Annotated in this window: 18 protein-coding genes; 8 read left to right on the forward strand and 10 right to left on the reverse strand. The window is 72.7% G+C overall.

The features are described 5' to 3' along the window. Positions 1 to 2: 2 nt before the first annotated feature. From CLV92_RS18170 to CLV92_RS18190, 5 genes are read right to left on the reverse strand one after another with little or no spacing between them, the layout of a single operon-like run. Complete coding sequence (locus tag CLV92_RS18170) at positions 3 to 980, reverse strand: pentapeptide repeat-containing protein (RefSeq protein WP_104435112.1); 978 nt, start codon at positions 978 to 980, stop codon at positions 3 to 5. Further along, positions 977 to 1,864, reverse strand: a complete 888-nt coding sequence (locus tag CLV92_RS18175) for an alpha/beta fold hydrolase (protein ID WP_211291258.1) — start codon at positions 1,862 to 1,864, stop codon at positions 977 to 979. The genes CLV92_RS18170 and CLV92_RS18175 overlap by 4 nt, the downstream gene beginning before the upstream one ends. Next, a complete protein-coding gene (locus CLV92_RS18180) occupies positions 1,861 to 2,709 on the reverse strand; it encodes an SDR family NAD(P)-dependent oxidoreductase (RefSeq protein ID WP_104435195.1) in 849 nt (282 codons plus the stop codon). The genes CLV92_RS18175 and CLV92_RS18180 overlap by 4 nt, the downstream gene beginning before the upstream one ends. A 29-nt stretch (positions 2,710 to 2,738) precedes the next feature. Continuing rightward, a complete protein-coding gene (locus CLV92_RS18185) occupies positions 2,739 to 4,277 on the reverse strand; it encodes a flavin-containing monooxygenase (protein ID WP_104435114.1) in 1,539 nt (512 codons plus the stop codon). Continuing rightward, complete coding sequence (locus tag CLV92_RS18190; protein ID WP_104435116.1) at positions 4,274 to 4,876, reverse strand: TetR/AcrR family transcriptional regulator; 603 nt, start codon at positions 4,874 to 4,876, stop codon at positions 4,274 to 4,276. Before CLV92_RS18190 ends, CLV92_RS18185 begins: the two co-directional genes overlap by 4 nt. A 409-nt stretch (positions 4,877 to 5,285) precedes the next feature. Here CLV92_RS18190 and CLV92_RS18195 point away from each other — a divergent pair, with 409 nt between their 5' ends. Both CLV92_RS18195 and CLV92_RS18200 read left to right on the forward strand, forming a co-directional pair. Then, positions 5,286 to 6,779, forward strand: coding sequence for a SulP family inorganic anion transporter (locus tag CLV92_RS18195; protein WP_104435118.1), 1,494 nt, complete (start codon positions 5,286 to 5,288; stop codon positions 6,777 to 6,779). A 26-nt stretch (positions 6,780 to 6,805) separates the two neighbouring features. After that, positions 6,806 to 7,042, forward strand: a complete 237-nt coding sequence (locus CLV92_RS18200; protein WP_104435120.1) for an acyl carrier protein — start codon at positions 6,806 to 6,808, stop codon at positions 7,040 to 7,042. 63 nt (positions 7,043 to 7,105) lie between these two features. On the opposite strand, the gene CLV92_RS18205 is transcribed toward CLV92_RS18200, so the two are convergent. Beyond that, a complete protein-coding gene (locus CLV92_RS18205; protein ID WP_104435122.1) occupies positions 7,106 to 7,507 on the reverse strand; it encodes a hypothetical protein in 402 nt (133 codons plus the stop codon). Positions 7,508 to 7,820: 313 nt separating this feature from the next. Here CLV92_RS18205 and CLV92_RS18210 point away from each other — a divergent pair, with 313 nt between their 5' ends. The 3 genes from CLV92_RS18210 (at position 7,821) to CLV92_RS18220 (ending at position 10,674) form a co-directional block, all read left to right on the forward strand. Next, positions 7,821 to 8,363 carry a hypothetical protein gene (locus CLV92_RS18210; RefSeq protein WP_146099636.1) on the forward strand — a complete coding sequence of 181 codons (543 nt, stop codon included), beginning with the start codon at positions 7,821 to 7,823 and terminating at the stop codon, positions 8,361 to 8,363. A 478-nt stretch (positions 8,364 to 8,841) separates the two neighbouring features. Beyond that, the gene (locus CLV92_RS18215; RefSeq protein ID WP_104435125.1) at positions 8,842 to 9,207 is read left to right on the forward strand and encodes a hypothetical protein; all 366 of its coding nucleotides are present in this window, start codon (positions 8,842 to 8,844) and stop codon (positions 9,205 to 9,207) included. A 495-nt stretch (positions 9,208 to 9,702) separates the two neighbouring features. Beyond that, complete coding sequence (locus tag CLV92_RS18220) at positions 9,703 to 10,674, forward strand: endonuclease/exonuclease/phosphatase family protein (protein WP_104435127.1); 972 nt, start codon at positions 9,703 to 9,705, stop codon at positions 10,672 to 10,674. A gap of 98 nt (positions 10,675 to 10,772) precedes the next feature. On the opposite strand, the gene CLV92_RS18225 is transcribed toward CLV92_RS18220, so the two are convergent. Next, positions 10,773 to 11,330, reverse strand: coding sequence for an MFS transporter (locus CLV92_RS18225; protein ID WP_211291260.1), 558 nt, complete (start codon positions 11,328 to 11,330; stop codon positions 10,773 to 10,775). A gap of 251 nt (positions 11,331 to 11,581) precedes the next feature. Between CLV92_RS18225 and CLV92_RS18230 the strand changes: the two genes are divergently transcribed. Further along, positions 11,582 to 12,214 carry a dienelactone hydrolase family protein gene (locus tag CLV92_RS18230; RefSeq protein ID WP_104435128.1) on the forward strand — a complete coding sequence of 211 codons (633 nt, stop codon included), beginning with the start codon at positions 11,582 to 11,584 and terminating at the stop codon, positions 12,212 to 12,214. A 53-nt stretch (positions 12,215 to 12,267) separates the two neighbouring features. Here CLV92_RS18230 and CLV92_RS18235 read toward each other — a convergent pair whose 3' ends face one another. After that, positions 12,268 to 12,696: a hypothetical protein gene (locus CLV92_RS18235; RefSeq protein WP_104435130.1), complete on the reverse strand. Its 429-nt coding sequence runs from the start codon at positions 12,694 to 12,696 to the stop codon at positions 12,268 to 12,270. A 189-nt stretch (positions 12,697 to 12,885) separates the two neighbouring features. Between CLV92_RS18235 and CLV92_RS18240 the strand changes: the two genes are divergently transcribed. Further along, a complete protein-coding gene (locus tag CLV92_RS18240) occupies positions 12,886 to 13,428 on the forward strand; it encodes a pyridoxamine 5'-phosphate oxidase family protein (protein ID WP_104435132.1) in 543 nt (180 codons plus the stop codon). A 74-nt stretch (positions 13,429 to 13,502) separates the two neighbouring features. Here the strand turns inward: CLV92_RS18240 and CLV92_RS18245 are convergent, their stop codons facing one another. Further along, positions 13,503 to 14,141 carry a maleylpyruvate isomerase family mycothiol-dependent enzyme gene (locus tag CLV92_RS18245; protein WP_104435134.1) on the reverse strand — a complete coding sequence of 213 codons (639 nt, stop codon included), beginning with the start codon at positions 14,139 to 14,141 and terminating at the stop codon, positions 13,503 to 13,505. Between the two features lie 125 nt (positions 14,142 to 14,266). On the opposite strand from CLV92_RS18245, the gene CLV92_RS18250 reads away from it, so the two are divergent. Next, positions 14,267 to 14,734, forward strand: a complete 468-nt coding sequence (locus tag CLV92_RS18250) for a GNAT family N-acetyltransferase (RefSeq protein ID WP_104435136.1) — start codon at positions 14,267 to 14,269, stop codon at positions 14,732 to 14,734. A gap of 1,360 nt (positions 14,735 to 16,094) precedes the next feature. Here CLV92_RS18250 and CLV92_RS18255 read toward each other — a convergent pair. Next, positions 16,095 to 16,742, reverse strand: a complete 648-nt coding sequence (locus CLV92_RS18255) for an SMI1/KNR4 family protein (protein ID WP_211291261.1) — start codon at positions 16,740 to 16,742, stop codon at positions 16,095 to 16,097. Positions 16,743 to 16,907: the final 165 nt, after the last annotated feature.

Here is a 16,907-nt window from a genome sequence, read left to right on the forward strand (position 1 = left end):
GTCTACGTGCCCCGCGGGCCCGCCTCACGGCCGTTTCCGGGCGGCGCCGGGCGGCCGCGCCGGGACCGGGCGCCGCGGCGCACCCGCGGCGCGGGCAGCGGCACGGCGCGGCGCTCCGGTGACCAGTGCGCGGGCGGGCCCAGCACCGCGGGGACGCGGGTGGCGGCGTCGCCGGAGGCGGCCGCCAGCTGCACCTGGGTGAGGAACAGGCTGGTACCGAGGTCCGCGCCGTCGAGGCGGGCGCCGCGCAGGTCCGCACCCAGCAGGTCCGCCAGCCGCAGGTCCGCGCCGCGCAGGTCCGCCCCCAGGAGGAACGCGCCGCGCAGGCCGGCACCGGCCAGGTCCGCCCCGCGCAGGTCGGCACCGGTCAGGTCGGCCCCGCGCAGTTCCCGCCGCCGCGGCAGCCCCGCCCGCACCCGTTCGCTGGTGCTCTGCAGCAGGGGTCCGATCCGCTGCCGCAGGGGCGCGACGTCGAGACCGGCGAGCTGCGCGGCGTCGCCCTCGGCGAGGGCGGTCACCTCCGCCCGCAGCGCGGCGAGGTCGGCGCGCAGTCGGGCGACGGGGCCCACCGCCCGCCGCCGGTCCTCGACCGGCTCCGGCGCCTCGATCAGCTCCAGTGCCTCCGAGAGGTACCAGAGCAGCTCGTGCAGGTGCCGCGCCCCGGCGAAGGCGGCGAACATCGGCGCGGCGACCGCCGGGGCCGAGCGCCAGTCGATCCCGGAGAACGTCGACTGCGACACCCGCTGGCCGGCGCCGAAGCAGTCGAAGACGGTGCAGCCGGCGAACCCGCGCTCCCGCAGGTGGGCGTGGATGCCGCAGCCGAAGTCGGCCTCCAGGTTCGGGCACGGCGTGCCCGCGGCCTTGTCGAGGGCGAAGTCCGCCGAGGCGGCGAAAGGCAGCGCGGTGCAGCACAGCGCGAAGCAGCGCGCGCAGTCCCCACGCAGACCGGGACGGAGGTCGCCGTCCGCCGCGGTGGTCATGGGGCGCAACCCTCCCAGAACCGCTGCGCGAGCTCGGCGACGCGCTCGGGGCGCTCGACCTGCGGCATGTGGCCGGTGCCCGCCAGGACGTGGACCTGCGCGCGCGGCAGCGACCTGCGCACGGCGCGGACGTGGGTGGCGGGGAGGATGCGGTCCCGCTCCCCCCAGACGACGAGCACCGGCAGGTCGGTGCGTGCCAGCGCCCGCACGAGGCGGCGCCGCCAGCCCGGGCGCACCCCCCAGAACGTGCCGAGGGCGTCGGCCGTCTCGACCATCACCTCGGTGCCGTGCGGGCGCAGGCTCAGCTCGTGCGCACGCCGCACCCGCTCCTCCGTCACCAGCGCCGGGTCCGCGAAGATCCCCCGCTGCGCGCGCCGGGTCGCCTCCAGGCTGGGGACGAGCAGCCGCCGCCCCAGCGGGCGGACCGCCAGGACGCGCAGCGCCCAGGTGACCGTGCGCCCGAAGCCCGCCGGGTCCAGCAGCACGAGGTCACGGACCCGCTCCGGTGCCTGCGCGGCGAGCTGCATCGCCACCGCCCCGCCGAGGGAGTTGCCGACGACGTGCACGGGGGCGGTGAGGCCGAGGGCGTCGAGGACGTCGAGGGCCGAGCGCGCCAGCGCCACCAGCGACATCGGCTCCGCGGGCCGGTCGGAGCGCCCGAACCCGGCGAGGTCCACGCTCAGGCAGCGGTAGCGCTGCCGCAGCAGGGCGTGCTGGTCGTCGAAGTCCTCCAGGCTGCAGCCGATCCCGTGCAGCATGAGCACGACGTCCGCCGCTGTCCCGCCCGCGCAGGGGGCGTCGAGGCGGTAGCGCATCCGCCGCCCGTCGGGCAGGTCCAGGAAAGCCGGCTCGGCGAGGGTGGCCGGCACGGCGGGGCCGCTCACCGGCGCCGCCCGCTGTGCGCCGCGAGCCGCTCCACGGACCGCAGCAGCGACGGGTAGCGCCCCGGCAGCACCCTCGCCAGCAGGTCGGGGACCTTCGCGCTGGTGCCGATGAGCAGCCGGGGGTTGCGGCGCTCCACGGCGCGCAGGATCTCCGTCGCGGCGACCTCCGCGGGGATCGTGAGGAACTTCTCGAAGTCCTCCCGGCCGGCGCGCGCCTCGTCCGCCGGCACGCCGCTGCCGACCAGGCTGTTGCGGGCGATGTCGGTGCGGATGCCACCCGGGTGCACGCACGTCACCCCGACGCCGTGCGGCGCCAGTTCGGAGCGCAGCGCCTCGGTGAACCCGCGCACGGCGAACTTGCTCGCCGCGTACGCCGTCTGCCCGGGCGGGGCGATCAGCCCGAACAGGCTGGAGACGTTCACCAGGTGCGAGCCGGGCGCCGCCCGCAGCGCCGGCAGCAGGCGGTGGGTGAGCTGGACGGTGGCGCGGAAGTTGACGTCCATCACCAGCCAGAACTGCTCCAGGTCCACCTGGTCGAACATGCCGCCGAGGCCGATCCCGGCGTTGTTGACGAGCAGGGTGAGGCGCGGCTGCGCGGCGAGGACCTCCTCGGCGCAGGCGTCGATGGCGGCCCGGTCGGCGAGGTCGACGACGTGGGTGTGCACTCCCGCTGCCGGGTGCTCCGAGCGCAGCCGGCCCGCGAGGCGCTGCAGGCCCGCGGCGTCGCGGTCGAGCAGCACGACGGAACTGCCGCGCCGGGCGAGCTGGGTCGCCAGCGCGGTGCCGATGCCGCCGGCAGCGCCGGTCACGACGGCGGTGCCGCCGGCGAAGGCGTACGGGGCCAGGGGCTGGTTCTGCACGGGCGTTCCTCTCGTCAGCGGCCGGCGCCGGCGCTCGGGACGGCGGAGCGCGCCCGCGCCGCCGTGGGGGCGGTGGAGAACTCGATGCCCTCGTCGGCGACCCGGCCGCGGCGCAGCAGCAGGACGTCGAGGGGGTAGTTCTGGTGCAGCCGCCAGGGCGCGCGCACGCCCTGCGTGGGCAGCAGGTGCAGGCCGCGCCGCACGTACCCGGCCTTCAGGTCGATCAGCGGGGAGCGCTGCGGTCCCGGCGGCTCCCGCGGGGTGGCCGTGGTGAAGCCGCGCCGTTCCATGTGCGCGAGGAGCCGGCACAGGTACTCGGTCACCAGGTCGATCTTCAGCGTCCAGGAGGCGTTGGTGTAGCCGATGGCGAGCGCGAGGTTCGGCACACCGGAGAGCATCATCCCCTTGTAGGCGACGGTGGAGGCCAGGTCGACGGGTTCCCCGTCCACCCGCAGGTTCATCCCGCCGAGGAGCTGCAGCTCCAGGCCGGTGGCGGTGACGACCACGTCGGCGGGCAGCTCCCGGCCGGAGGCGAGGCGGATCCCCGACTCCGTGAAGGTCTCGATCCGGTCGGTGACGACGGAGGCGCCGCCGCTGCGCAGCGCGCGGAACAGGTCCCCGTCCGGCACGAAGCACAGCCGCTGGTCCCACGGGTCGTAGGCGGGGGTGAAGTCCACGTCGACGTCCTGCGTGGGCGGGATCTGGCGCCGCACCTGCTCGCGGAGCATGCCGCGCACCCGCTCGGGGCGGCGGCGGCTCAGCTGGAACAGCAGCTGGGCGCGCAGCACGTTGCGCCAGCGCACCAGCGGGTAGGACAGCCGCACGGGCAGGCGGTCCCGCAGTTTCTCGGCGAGCGGGTCGCGGGAGGGCAGGGACAGCACCCAGCTCGGGGTGCGCTGCAGCATCGTGACGTGGGCGGCGGTCCCCGCCAGCGCCGGCACGAGGGTGACGGCGGTGGCGCCGCTGCCGACGACGACCACGTGCTTGCCGTTGACGTCGAGGTCGGCGGGCCAGTGCTGCGGGTGCACGATCGTGCCGCGGAAGCGTTGCAGGCCGGGCAGGTCGGGGACGTGGCCGCGGTCGTAGCGGTAGTAGCCGGTGCCGCAGAAGAGGAAGCGGCACGTCATCCGCAGGGTCCGCACCTGCCCGTCGGCGTCGGTGCGCTCCACCTGCACGCTCCAGCGGGCCTCGGCGCTGGACCAGTCTGCGGCCACCACGCGGTGGCGGTAGCGGATGGCGTCCTCGACGCCGAACTCCCGGGCGGTGTCGGCCACGTAGCCGCGGATGGCGGCGCCGTCGGCGATCGCCTGCGCACCCGTCCAGGGGCGGAAGGAGTACCCGAGGGTGAACATGTCCGAGTCGGAGCGGATGCCCGGGTAGCGGAACAGGTCCCACGTCCCGCCGAGGGCGGCGCGGGCCTCCAGCACGGCGTAGCTGGTCCCGGGGCGCCTGCGCACGAGCTGGCAGGCGGCTCCGATGCCGGAGATGCCGGCGCCCACGACGAGCACGTCGACGTGTTCGTGGTTTCCGCCGCTGACGTTCCCGCCGCTCACGATCCGCCCCCGTCCGGGGTCGCGGCTGCCGGGCCGGGCGCGAGGACGCCGGCCAGCAGCTCCCGGCACAGGGCGGCGCTCAGCTCCTCGCCGCTGACCATCCGGCGGTAGAACAGCGGCCCGACCAGCCGCGCCGCCGCCGCGTCCGGGTCGGTGCCGGCGGGGAGCAGACCGTCGGCCGCGGCGCGGTGCAGCAGCTCCCGCAGCGGGGCCCGGTGCCGCTCGACGAGCTCGGCCCGGTGCGGCTCCAGGCCGGGGTCGCGCGCCACGAGCTCCAGCAGACCGGGCAGGAGCTGGGCCCAGGCGCTGGTGCGCAGCTCCTCGGCGAGGTGGACGAGGAAGTCCTCCAGCAGGACGGCCACGTCCCCCCGCGCCGGGACCTGCGGGGTGTCCGGGATGAGGGCGTCGACCGCGGCGCGCAGCACGTCGGCGCTGGAGGGGAAGTGGCGGTAGATCGTCGAGCGCGCCACGCCGGAGCGTTGCACGACCGCGTCGACGGTGACGGCGGCGGGGCCCGCCTCGACCAGCACCTCCGCGGCGGTGCGGATCACCGCGGCGCGGCTGCGGGCGACGCGGGGATCGAGCGGGGCCAGGGGCACGGGCCGTCCCTCCCGGGTTCGGGCGGCACCGGAGCCGCCGGAAACGAGACACTACCGTCCTGCAGGGGGACGGCGCAGCCCCTCGTCGCCGTCCCGAGCTGTTCGCCGGGCACCCGCTCGGACACGCCGCAGCGGTGCGGGTCCGGGTCCGGCCGAACCTGCGTCGACCCCGGGGCAACCCTCACGTCGCGGTAGGGTCGGGGGGTCGACGGTGCGCCCCGCCAGGGGTCGGCACGGTCACGACACGGCCGCCAGGCGGCGCCGCTGCGACCAGCGGCTCGCCACGGGCCCGGCGCAGCGCCGCGCCAGCAGCGCACGCTCGGGCAGGATCGCCTGCCCCCGACCGGAACGGATCCCGTTGGCAGCCCCTGCTCCCCGCACCCCCCGCTCGCCGTCCGAGGACGAGCCCGTGCAGCCCGCCGCCACCCGACGCCGCCCGCGGCCGAAGCCGGCCTGGCTGGCGCCGAAGGTGCTGCGCACGGAGCTCCTGGCCGGCCTGGTGGTGGCGCTGGCGCTGATCCCCGAGGCGATCTCGTTCTCGATCATCGCGGGGGTCGACCCGCGCGTCGGCCTCTTCGCCTCGTTCACGATGGCCGTCTCGATCGCCTTCCTCGGCGGGCGCCCCGCGATGATCTCCGCCGCCACCGGCGCGATCGCCCTCGTCATCGCCCCGTTGGTGGCCTCGCACGGCCTGGACCACCTGCTGGCCACCGTCATCCTCGGCGGGCTCCTCCAGGTCGCTCTCGGCCTGGCCGGGGTCGCCCGGCTCATGCGGTTCATCCCGCGCAGCGTGATGGTGGGCTTCGTCAACGCCCTCGCCATCCTCATCTTCGCCGCGCAGCTGCCGTACCTGGACGACGTGCCGTGGACCGTCTACGTCATCTTCGCCGCCGCCATCGCCGTCATGGTGTTCCTGCCGCGGCTGACCAGTGCGGTGCCCGCCCCGCTCGTCGCGATCGTCGCCCTCACCGCGCTGACCCTGGCCGTCGGCTGGGACGTGCCGGACGTCGGCGCCCAGGGCGAGCTGCCCGACACCCTGCCGTTCCTGCTGCTGCCGGACGTTCCGCTGACGCTGGACACCCTGCGGATCATCGCCCCCTACGCGTTCGCGATGGCGCTGGTGGGGCTGATGGAGTCGCTGATGACGGCCAAGCTCGTCGACGACATCACCGACACCCACTCCGACAAGACGCGGGAGTCCTGGGGCCAGGGCGCGGCCAACATCATCACCGGCTTCTTCGGCGGCATGGGCGGCTGCGCCATGATCGGGCAGACGCTCATCAACGTGAAGGCCTCCGGGGCCCGCACCCGGCTGTCCACGTTCACCGCCGGCATCCTCATCCTCGTCCTGGCCGTCGGCCTCGGCGACATCGTGGCGCTCATCCCGATGGGGGCCCTGGCAGCGGTCATGGTGATGGTGGCCGTCGCCACGTTCGACTGGCACTCGGTCCACCCCGCCACGCTCAAGCGCATCCCCAAGAGCGAGACGACCGTGATGGTCTCCACCGTCGCCGTCGTGGTCGCCACCCACAACCTCGCCATCGGCGTCATCGTCGGCGTGATCGTCGCCGCCCTGCTGTTCGCCCGGCGCGTGGCGCACCTCGTCGAGGTCACCACCGTCATGGACCCGGACGGCGACACCCGCATCTACGCCGTCACCGGTGAGCTGTTCTTCGCCTCCAGCAACGACCTCGTCTACCAGTTCGACTACAACTGCGACCGGCGCAACGTCATCATCGACCTGTCCGACGCCCACATCTGGGACGCCTCCACCGTCGCCGCACTGGACGCCATCACCACCAAGTACGAGGCCCGCGGCAAGAGCGTCGAGATCGTCGGCCTCAACCGCGCCAGCGCGGCCATGCACGCCCGGCTGGCCGGGCACCTCAGCGGAAGTCACTGACCGGTCACCCCCGGGGAGGACTCGACGTGAGCACCTGGGATCGCCTGCAGCACGTGGTGGCGGAGGTCCTCGGGGACCGGCACCCGCCGCTCACGGACGGCACGACCGCCCCCGACGTCCCGGGCTGGGGCCTGGCGGAGACGATCAGCATCCTGTGCGCGGTCGAGGACGAGTTCGGCGTCCGCTTCCGCGACGACCAGGTCGAGGGCGTGCGCACGCTCGGCGACCTGCTGCGCCTCCTGGAGGAGGCCGGTGCGGGCTGAGCGCCGCCTCGGGGCTCGGCGCGGGCCGCTGTCGCGGTGCCGGGGCTCGCGCCGCCGGTGGCCTCAGTCGCAGCCGAGGGGCTCCTCGGTGGCCGGCCATGCCTCGACGCCGCCGTCCGGGTCGCGGAGGTAGGCCGGCTCACCGCCGGGGCCGAGCCACAACTGCACTCCGTCCAGGCGCAGGCCCGTGTCGACGGCATCCGCGGGAAGGACCGCGTCGGGGTCGAAGGCCTCGGCGTACCGACCCCCGGCCACGACCCCCTCGGGATCGCGCACATAGGAGCGGGGCTCCCGGGGCGACGTCAGGATCACCGCCTCGTCCCAGCCGCAGTGCTCCTCCCCCGGGTGCGACTGCACCTGCGCTGCCGGGCGGCCGTCCTCGTGGGTCCAGGTGCCCGTCGGCGCAGGGGCCGTACCGGCACCGCACGCGGTCAGCCCCGCGGCCAGCAGCAGATGGGCACCCACGGCCCGCCCTGCCGGCCCGCGCCTGCGGTGCCGGCGGGTAGGGGACGACAGCTCACTTGTCACGGGCAGCAGTCTGGGGACACGGCGTCCCCTCCTGCACGGCCGGGCGGCAGCCGTTGTCCGATCGTGAACGAGCCGGTGCCGCCGCGTGCTCAGCGAGGCCTGGACCGCGTGGTCAGGGCGAGGACCACCACCGGCCGCGAAGCTACGCGTCGAGCGGGGCACGCGGGGGTCTTCGGCCGCGACCACCTGCGCCTGCGGCAGGACCGGCGCCCCCGCTCCTCCTCCCATCCACCGGTGGCACTGTTGAGCGGTGAGCTGGTGGAGCAGTCTCGTCGGCCGGGTGCGGCTCTCCGCGCCGGATGCGCCACTCCCTCCTGTGACCGCGGTGCGCGAGCTGCAGGGCCGCCCCGAGGAGCTGTCCCTGAGCTCCTTCGGCACCGACCCCGTCTTCGCCGCCGCACAGCGCTCTTGCCCGCCGCTCTGGCGCAACTGCCTCCTCGCGGAGTACGACGACGTGGCCGACCCCTCCGAGCTGGACATCGCCGTGGAGGAGCTCCTCCCGTTGGCGTGGATCGCGCGAGCGGGCACGGGCTGGGCGTTGTCCGTCGCCGACGCCTGGAAGGCGTTCGTCGACCTCCGACTGGACGAAGAGGAGGACCCGGCGATCGACGTGCTGCGGGGACACCCGGGCGTGATCGAAGCACGGCACGAGCACACGGAGGTCTACTCCTGGACGACGCGTGCAGCCATGACGCCGGCAGAGGCGGCTGCGCTGGGGCTGCGGGCACTTGCCGCTGGGCACCGCCATGCCGCCGCCGCGGCCGGCATCGCAGACGATGACGAGGACGCCTGACGCCTCCACTCCGAGCCGGGCGCAGTCCAGTCCTGACGACCGAGAGACGGACCTGCTGGGCCATACGCTCACGAGCGCGCACAGGGATGACGACCGAAGCATCACGTCCACCCGAGAAGAGGCTCCTGGAGCGCTCGACGCACTGGTCGTAGCCGTCCACCACGTCAAAGCCAGGGATTCGCGCATCGACACGGGCGCGGAGGAGGAAGCGCTCGCCGAACTGCTCCCCGGCTTGGACCCCGCGTCGAGACCTGATCGGGTGTTCCGGCATGCCCGAGCCACCGAGTCGCGCCTCGACTCCCCGGTGGCACTGTCGAACGAGCAGCTGCGCACCGGTCGTTCCCTGCGGGGGGGCTCGGGCTGCGCCCCGGTCCGGTGCGGGGACGTCCTGCGGTCACGGCCTCCGAGACGACGCGCCGGAGCGGCAGCATCTCGCACGAATGAACGCCGACTGACCCGCTCGAGCTGACGAGCGGCCATGAACTTGCGCGACGGAGAAGAGGCCGAGAAGGTCGCCCGGCGACTCATGGAGACCACTGATGAAGAGCTTCCTTCTCCGCACTCCTTGGTCACCGGGGCTGAAATCCCGCCCTACCGAGTCGAGGGAGCAGGCACCCGCCTGGCGCTCCTCATCGTCTGCTCCCACCCCTGCTGCGAATTCGTGACCGGCTTCCGCCTCGATCTCGACGGGGTCGACGAATGGTGGGCGGAGGCGGGCAGCAAGGTCAACACCGTGGCTCGGTCGCTGGCTCAGGAGATCGGTGAGCTGTTCACGGGAGCCGGCCCGCCAGCAGACGTGCGGGATCGCTGCACGCCCGGCGATCAGGGTTTCCGCGCAGGCTGATCGGGGTGTCGCGGTAGCGGGGTCTGCCCCGTAGGCCGAGCCCAGAGCACTACCGCGGCTGCGGGACGGCATCGGCGGGGTGGGCGGTGAGGTCGTGTTCGACCAGCACGATCCAGGACAGGGCGCGTGCGTGAGGGCGTGGCGGAAGTCGGCGTTGTTGCCGCGGCCATCACCAGCGGCCACGGCTGGTGGGCGCTCCCCCGCGCGCTCCACCTCGTCCAGGTCCGCGTCGGCACCGATCTCGAAGGCGGCCGCGTCCCAGCCGGCTCCCCCGGCGTCATGCTCCCTGGCAGCATCTACGGACATCACCACGCAAGACCTGACGAAGCACTGCGGGGCGAGCACCGGCCGCTGCGGCATCGTCGCCGGCACCCCGCCGGCCCGCGCCCGGTCCACCGGGTGCACCGAGGTCGTCGGCCCTTCTGTGCCGGCTCCTGAGCCCCTAGGGTGCCAACGGCGCGCCAACGGTGGCCGCCATCGAGAGTCAGGAGAAGCATGATCCGTTCTGCGACAAGATCCCATTCCAAGTACCGCCTCACGACGTGGCTGACGGCTGCGCTCGCGGTCGCCGGTGCCTCCCTCGTCCCTGCTGCCTCCGCCGCCGCCGCCCCCGCGGACACCAGTGACAACAAACTGGTGATCATCCAGCACAACACCGACAAGAAGGGCTACGGCGAAGCCGTCGCGCAGGCGGTGCAGCACGGCGCGGACGCCATCACGCTCCAGGAGCTGTGCGAGTCGGACGCGAAGTATCTGCGGACCCCCGATGGCGGCGGCTGGAACGTGCTCTGGCGCGTCCAGGTCAACTCCCCGGAATCCAACTGTCCGGGCGTCGTCGTGAACGGTGTGACACGGCAAGCCAAGGGCGTCGCCATCCTCAGCAAGCACCGATTCGGGGAAGACAGGACGGAGAACCTGTACTCGTACGACCCGGCACCGGTAGATGATCCGCTGCGGGAGTACAAGCTGATCTGCCAGCAGCTGCTCGGCACCGGTGTCGAGAAGTCCTGGGTCTGCACGACCCACCTGGCGCTCGGTTATGACGAGATGGACGGCTCAGCGTTCCGGCAGCGGCAGATCACCAAGATCACGAACCTCTTGGACCCTTGGGTCACGGACGGCAGGCGCGTCGTGCTCACAGGCGACTTCAACGCCGAGCCCGACACCGCGAACCTTGCAGCGCTCTACCGCGTCACCGCGGGCGGGACGGACAGCGACAAGTTCTGGGAAGGTGACCAGAACGACCCCAACTTCTGCCCCAACGGCCCCTGCCAGAACATGCAGAACACGACCGACCCCAAGCGGGATGCGAACGGGGACATCGTGCGTCCCGGTCGGGAGCTGGACTACTTCCTCGTCAGCCATCGGCGGGTGAACCCCCGCGACGGCCTGAAGAAGGAAGTGACGCCCTCGACCACCTCCGGGCACCACATCATCCGGGGTGAAGTGGTCTTCCAGCCGTTCTGACCTGCATCACAGCGACGCCTCCGCCCTCCCCGGTCACCGACCGGTGAGGGCGGCCCCGTCCTGGGCGACGGCGTGCGGAGCTGCGCCCCGAGAACCGGTCATCGACACGGGAAGCCACCACTGCGCTGCAGCAGCACCGCGGCGAGGGCGAAGCCGAGGATGGACATGCCGCCAGAGGTGATGTTCATCAACGACCGGTCCAGGGCGTAGGCGGGAGCCGGCACCACCTCGGCCAGCAGTCCCAGCCTCGCTCCGGTGCTGAGGGACTGGAAGAAGCCGGTCACCAGCAGCAGGACGAAGCGCACCGGCAGCGGCAGTTCCGGCACCGCCTGGGAAGCTTCGGTGAGCAGCGTCAGCGCCTGCAGGGTGACCAGGATCCGCCGCGGCTGGCGGGAGTCGGCCACCGACAGCAGGGTCAGGGCGCCGAGAACGGTGGTGAAGGTGGCCCCGTACATGCTCAGCGCCGTGAGGAACGGCGACCGGGTCTGCTGCTGCACCAGCGTGCCGAGTGCGAATCCGGACAGGGTGCTCGCGGCGACGGTGAGGACGAAGCTGACGTACAGGCCGCGGAACTCTGCAACGGCCAGCAGGCTGCGGTAGCCGGAGGGTGGCGCCGCCGTTCGGGCGCGCGGGGGCACGGATGGCGTCGAGGGCATGAAAAGGCCTCCGCGCACCACGAGGACGCGGGCCAGAGGCGCTGGTGGAGTTCAGGTTAGCAGCCAGACGCGGAGGTCCGCCCGCTGATCCTGCGCGGCGAGGCCGCGACCCGCTGGACCCGGCGCGGCTGCGCCGAGCACTGAGGTCGGTGACGCGGGGTGGGAAGAACGGCCTCTCGACAAACGGTCGTGCAGCCGGGAACTGCTGCGGCGGTTGACGCCCGTTCCGCCGGGACCGGATCCTTGGGCGCATGGTCGAGGTACTGCTGTTCCACCACGTGCAGGGGTTGACCGCCGGAGTGCGTGCGTTCGCCGACGACGTCCGCGCCGCCGGGCACGTGGTCCACGCTCCCGACCTGTTCGAGGGCCGCACCTTCGGCACCATCGACGAGGGCATGGCGCACGCCCGGGAACTGGGGGACGCCGTGCACGAGCGGGCGGGCTCGGTCGCGGCAGGGCTGCCCGAGAGCCTGGTGTACGCCGGGTTCTCGATGGGTGGCGGGATCGCCCAGAGGCTGGCCCAGACGCGTCCCGGCGCTCGCGGAGCGCTGCTCTACGAAACCTGCTACCCGATCACCGGCGAGTGGGCGTTCGGCCCGTGGCCCGAGGGGGTTCCGGCGCAGGTCCACGGCATGGGCGCGGATCCGTTCTTCGCCGAGGAGGAGGGCGACGTCGACGCGGCCCGGCAACTGGTGGCGGCGCACCCCGACCTGGCCGAGCTCCACCTCTACCGCGGTGACCGGCACCTGTTCGCCGATCGCTCCCTGCCCTCCCACGACCCGGAGGCGGCTGCGCTGCTGCTGGAGCGCACCCTGGCGTTCCTCGACCGCGTCTCCCGACGGCTCCCCGCGTCCGCGCACGCCGCCCCGCAGACGGGGTCATGACCGCTCGCGAACCGCTGACCGTGCCGCACCGCTGAGCGCAGCGAGGTTCGGCCTCAGGCGGGCCGGCAGGCTCCCAGGTCGTCCGGGGAAGTCGCCTCCGGGCACCACACGTGCTCCCACCCACCGGACCCGAAGGTGTCCTGGCTGCTGCTGATGAAGACCTCGAGGCCCGGGCGGCCGGGCAGCCTGCGGTAGTAGCTGGTAATGGGATCGCCCTCGGCGGTCGGGGTGACGACCTCCACCTCCGCGCCGCGTCGGTGGGCGTCGGCGTCCAGCAGGCAATCCCATGACGACTCCGAGGTCGTGGCGCCCTGCGGCACGGTGACGGCGGGGCACTGCGGGAGGTCCTGGCGGCTGCGGAAGTCCTCGGGAGCCATCGCCTGGACGAATGGCGGGACCAGCAGCAGGAGCCCCGCACCGATGAGGACGAACGTGACCAGCAGCCAGCCGACCGGTGAGGGACGCGGGGACGGCTTCGTCACGTCGGGCTCCTCGTCGTCATCTCGCTGCGGCGGCCCTGCGGCCGCGTCGGTTCCGGAGGTTCGATGACCCCAGACGTCGACAGCATGACGGCTGCCGGACGGGCGCCGCTCGCGAACGTCCGACGTCGACGCCGGCCGGGCACGACGACGCGCGGCCCCGCGACGTCCGTCGCCGCTAGGGTCGGGGGCATGGGCAAGGTCTTCGACTCCATCGACGAGCAGTTGCGGCGCTGGATCGATGCCCAGCCGATGTGGTTCGTCGCCACCGCGCCCCTGGACGCCGACGGCCGCGTCAACGTCTCCCCCCGAGGCGGTGACTCCCTCTCCGTCCTGGGCGCGCACCGCGTGGGCTGGGTCGACTTCACCGGCAGCGGGATCGAGACCATCGCCCACCTGCGCGAGAACGGGCGCGCCTGCGTCATGTTCGCCTCCTTCGACCTGCGCCCGCGCATCGTGCGCCTCCACGGGCGGGGGCAGGTGCACTGGCCCGGGACCGCGGTCTTCGAGGAGGTGACGGCCCTGCACCCGCCCCACCCCAGCACCCGGGCGGTCATCACGGTGGACGTCGAGCGCATCAGCGACTCCTGCGGTTGGGGCGTGCCAGTCATGGACGTCGTCACCGACGAGCGCGAGCTGCTGCGCCAGTTCGCCGAGAAGAAGGGGCCGGACGGGATGGACGTCTACCGGGCGCAGAAGAACACCAGCAGCATCGACGGCCTGCCCGGCCTCTGACGCAGCGGCCACCCGACGTCACCAGGCGGTGGGGGGAGCGTTCGGCAGGGCGTGCCGCGAGGTGAACCCCCGGCTCAGGGGTTCAGGCGGCGGGCCAGCAGCACGGCGCCGTCTCCGTGCAGGCGCTCCAGCACCGCGGCACGCCCGCAGGCCGCCATCAGCAGGTCGATCCCGCGCCCGGCCACCACCTCGCCCTGCCCCCAGCTGCGGTCGAGGTCCTCGGCGACCAGGCGGAGCCCGGCCAACCGCCCGCGCGGCGCGAAGCCCACCGGGCGCCCCGCGACGACGAACTCCAACCCGGCACGGACGCCCTCGGCGGACGGTTCGTGCGCCAGTCCCAGGGGGAGCCGGATGTCGCCGGCGTGGACGAGGACGTCGGTCAGCGGACCGCGCGCACCGATCACCGGTGGTGCGGCACGGGTGTCGGCGCGCCCGCGCAGCAGGCCGACCAGGTCAGCCGTCGGGCGCTGGGCCGTGCGTCGCGCCAGGAGGTCGTTGGCCCGGTGGACGCGCCCGCCGCTGCGCACCAGGGCGGCGAGCAGGGGCCAGGGCGAGGAGTCGAGCGCGGCGACAAGGTGCGCGCTCACCGTGCGGACGTCCCAGGCGGCGCACAGCGTCGGGCTGCACCACTGCTCACCGCCCAGGCCGTCCAGGTCGTCGGCCAGCGCACGGCGCTCAGCCGCCGCGGCCCTCCACACGAGTGCGTCGTCCACGGCGTGAGCGTACGAGCCGGCCGTCGCCGAGGTGCACGGCTCGCCGCACGCGAGACCCGCCCGATGATGATCGGATGACTCCTGCGCTCACTGTTCGCCCGGCCTCGGCCGGCGACGCTCCCCGGATGGCCCGCGTGCACGTCGACTCGTGGCGCGAGACCTACCGCGGCCTCATGCCGGACCCGGTGCTGGACGATCCGGGGCTCCTGCGAGCCCGCGAGCGCTTCTGGGCCGGCGCCCTCACCGACCAGCGGTACAGCAGCAACCGGGTCGCCGTGGCCGAGCTCGACGGTGCCATCATCGGCATCGCCATGTCCGGCCCGGCGAGCGACGCGGACGCCACCTGGAGCTGGCAGCTGCACGTGCTCTACGTCGACGCGGCCCGCCACGGCTCGGGCGCGGGAGCGGCCCTGCTGGATGCCGTCTTGGACCCGCACGATGCGGCTGCCCTGTGGGTCGTAGGCCCGCTCCCCCGCGCCCAGGCCTTCTACCGGAAGCACGACTTCGTGCCGGACGGGCACAGCCGGACGGAGGCAGGGAACGGTGCGCAGACGATCCGGATGGTTCGCCGCCCGGCCGGCTCGCAGGCGTGAGCGCTCCCTCGGCCTCCGGGCGCGGGGTGTTGCGTCCGGCGCCGAAGACGCAGCGAGCGGGCCCCGTGCTTGAGGCCGAGGCCTGCGCTGATCCCACTGCGGTGTCCCCACCGATGAGCCTGCTCGCCCCTGCGGAGCTGCCGGCGGCAGGGCAGGGGCTCACGCTCGGACGGACCTCGCAGCCAAGGCCTCGCCCCTATCCTGGGGACATGCGCGACCATCGAAAGGACCATGGGGCGTAAGCGCCCCAGCGCCGTGCGCGTCTCGACCGCGCCGGCCATCGACCGCCACCTCCTGGTGCCCATGCGGAGGCGGCTTCCAGAGATGCCACCACGCGTGGCTGCCGAACTTCACCGCCGCCACCGTGCTCGTTCCTTCGCGAACGCCTACTGGGGCTGGCGTGCCTTCGCCCACCGGCCGGATGATCGCACCTGGGACGTCGACCCCTGGGTCTGCAACTGCACAGGCGGGCTGTACTACCGCGACATGCTCAGCACGACTCTGGACGACATGCCCGCATGGGCACGCGGCAGCCTTGTACAGCTCGTGGCACCTCTAGACCGGGCGTTCCGTGATCGGACTCGCCCCGACCCCTTCGCGCGGCCGCTCCCCGCCTCGGGGTGGTGGCGTCGCAGGGTGCGGTGAAGACCCCGCCGTCGGCTCTCGCCGAGCTCGGTTCCGAGCTCAGGAACTGAGATCCGCGCTCACCAGACGCCAGAGGCCCGCCTCCCAGTGGGAGGCGGGCCTCTGACCTGCTGCCGTACCTGTCGGGCTGACAGGATTTGAACCTGCGACCCCTTGACCCCCAGCCGCCAGCGGGGCAGCTCAGCCGTCGCGTCCCGTCTCATGCCTCTCGACAGGGCGGACCGGCGACCCGTCGCCAAGCTGTGGGTGCTGCACCCTGTCTCAGGTGTGACGGCGCGTCTCTGGCTACGCGCCTGGCTACACGAGTCCCGCTGCTGAGCAGCGGCACGGCAGGGCTGGAACACCCGGCGTGTTCCAGCAGCATCTCCGTGCCACCCAGGTGAATGAGCAGCTGGCGCCGCCCACTTCGGCCGACACCTGGGTCAGGTGGGTCAAGTGGGTCAGCCAGGTCCTGAGACGGTCCGGCCAGGGACAATCTGGATCTTCATTAATGTCTAAATGATCTTACTCTCATGTCGATGTGCGAGTGGTCAGTTGCGCAGGTCGAGTCATTCTTTCGATCGCGGGGCTCATGATGGTCTGCAGCCACGCGGAAGGCGAGACGCCCGCGCTATTTGGGGTGGCAATCGCGCGAGGCTTCGTCAGTGCGCCGCTTCGAGCACTACGCAAGGGCTGTGGCGAGGCTCGAACGTGAAGGCGGGCTGTGATCAGCGACTCACTCGATGACCCGCAATCGGATCGGCGCACCCTCGGGGAGGGCCGAAATTTGGACTGCCATTTCTCCGCGGAAGTTCATGCCTTTCGTCGCATCGATGGCGTGCAGGTTGTCCAGTTCATGTCGTCCGCCGACCACGAACGGCAGCTTCGGAAGCAGTCGCTGCCCTGGGATGAGCCTGCCGTGCCGCTCCTGCCATGCGTGGGCCAGTGAGTGTCCGGTCATGTAGTTCCAGTCCGCTAGTAGCGCTTCAGCCCAGTGCTCAAGGCTAGCCGCGATCACTTCCACATCGCCTGTCTCAGGATCGAGCGTCGCTACCGACTCGCCGTCCTCAGGGATCAGGAACTGGCCACCGAACACATCCTCACCGAAGAAGAGACAGTCAGTGATCAAGTCGCCATAGGCAGCGCGCCAGCAGTCTCGGGCATTCCAGCGGATAAGATCTGGCGGGTCGATCGACGGTTCGGGAGACAAGCCGTAGACATGTAGCGCGGACTCGAAAGCGTAAAAGCCATTTCGCCGTGACAGCAGTTCGACGAGTTCGTTGCCCACTCGCCCCCACCTATCGATCCAGGTGTGTCGCGACCACCCCTCGACGGCGTATTCGGCGTTGCCGGCGATCTGCAGCAATGCGTCGAGGCTCGTCACGTCAGCATCCCTACCCCATTCGACAGCAGTACAAAGGCGATGCAAGGCACCGTTCAGCCTAGATCAGCGATCTCACTCTCACGCCGCGCTGAGTGCGCGATCATGACAGCCGGCGAACGTCCTCAACTGTCGAAGAGCGGATGTTCTGGCTTGGGAGTGACTGCC

The sequence above is a fragment of the Kineococcus xinjiangensis genome, assembly GCF_002934625.1.
Taxonomy (GTDB): domain Bacteria; phylum Actinomycetota; class Actinomycetes; order Actinomycetales; family Kineococcaceae; genus Kineococcus_A; species Kineococcus_A xinjiangensis.

Coding starts and splice junctions, on each gene's coding strand:
- CLV92_RS18215 (WP_104435125.1), top strand. CDS start 8,842: ATGAACTTGCGCGACGGAGAAGAGGCCGAGAAGGTCGCCCGGCGACTC.
- CLV92_RS18230 (WP_104435128.1), top strand. CDS start 11,582: ATGGTCGAGGTACTGCTGTTCCACCACGTGCAGGGGTTGACCGCCGGA.
- CLV92_RS18250 (WP_104435136.1), top strand. CDS start 14,267: ATGGCCCGCGTGCACGTCGACTCGTGGCGCGAGACCTACCGCGGCCTC.
- CLV92_RS18170 (WP_104435112.1), bottom strand. CDS start 980: ATGACCACCGCGGCGGACGGCGACCTCCGTCCCGGTCTGCGTGGGGAC.
- CLV92_RS18240 (WP_104435132.1), top strand. CDS start 12,886: ATGGGCAAGGTCTTCGACTCCATCGACGAGCAGTTGCGGCGCTGGATC.
- CLV92_RS18220 (WP_104435127.1), top strand. CDS start 9,703: ATGATCCGTTCTGCGACAAGATCCCATTCCAAGTACCGCCTCACGACG.
- CLV92_RS18225 (WP_211291260.1), bottom strand. CDS start 11,330: ATGCCCTCGACGCCATCCGTGCCCCCGCGCGCCCGAACGGCGGCGCCA.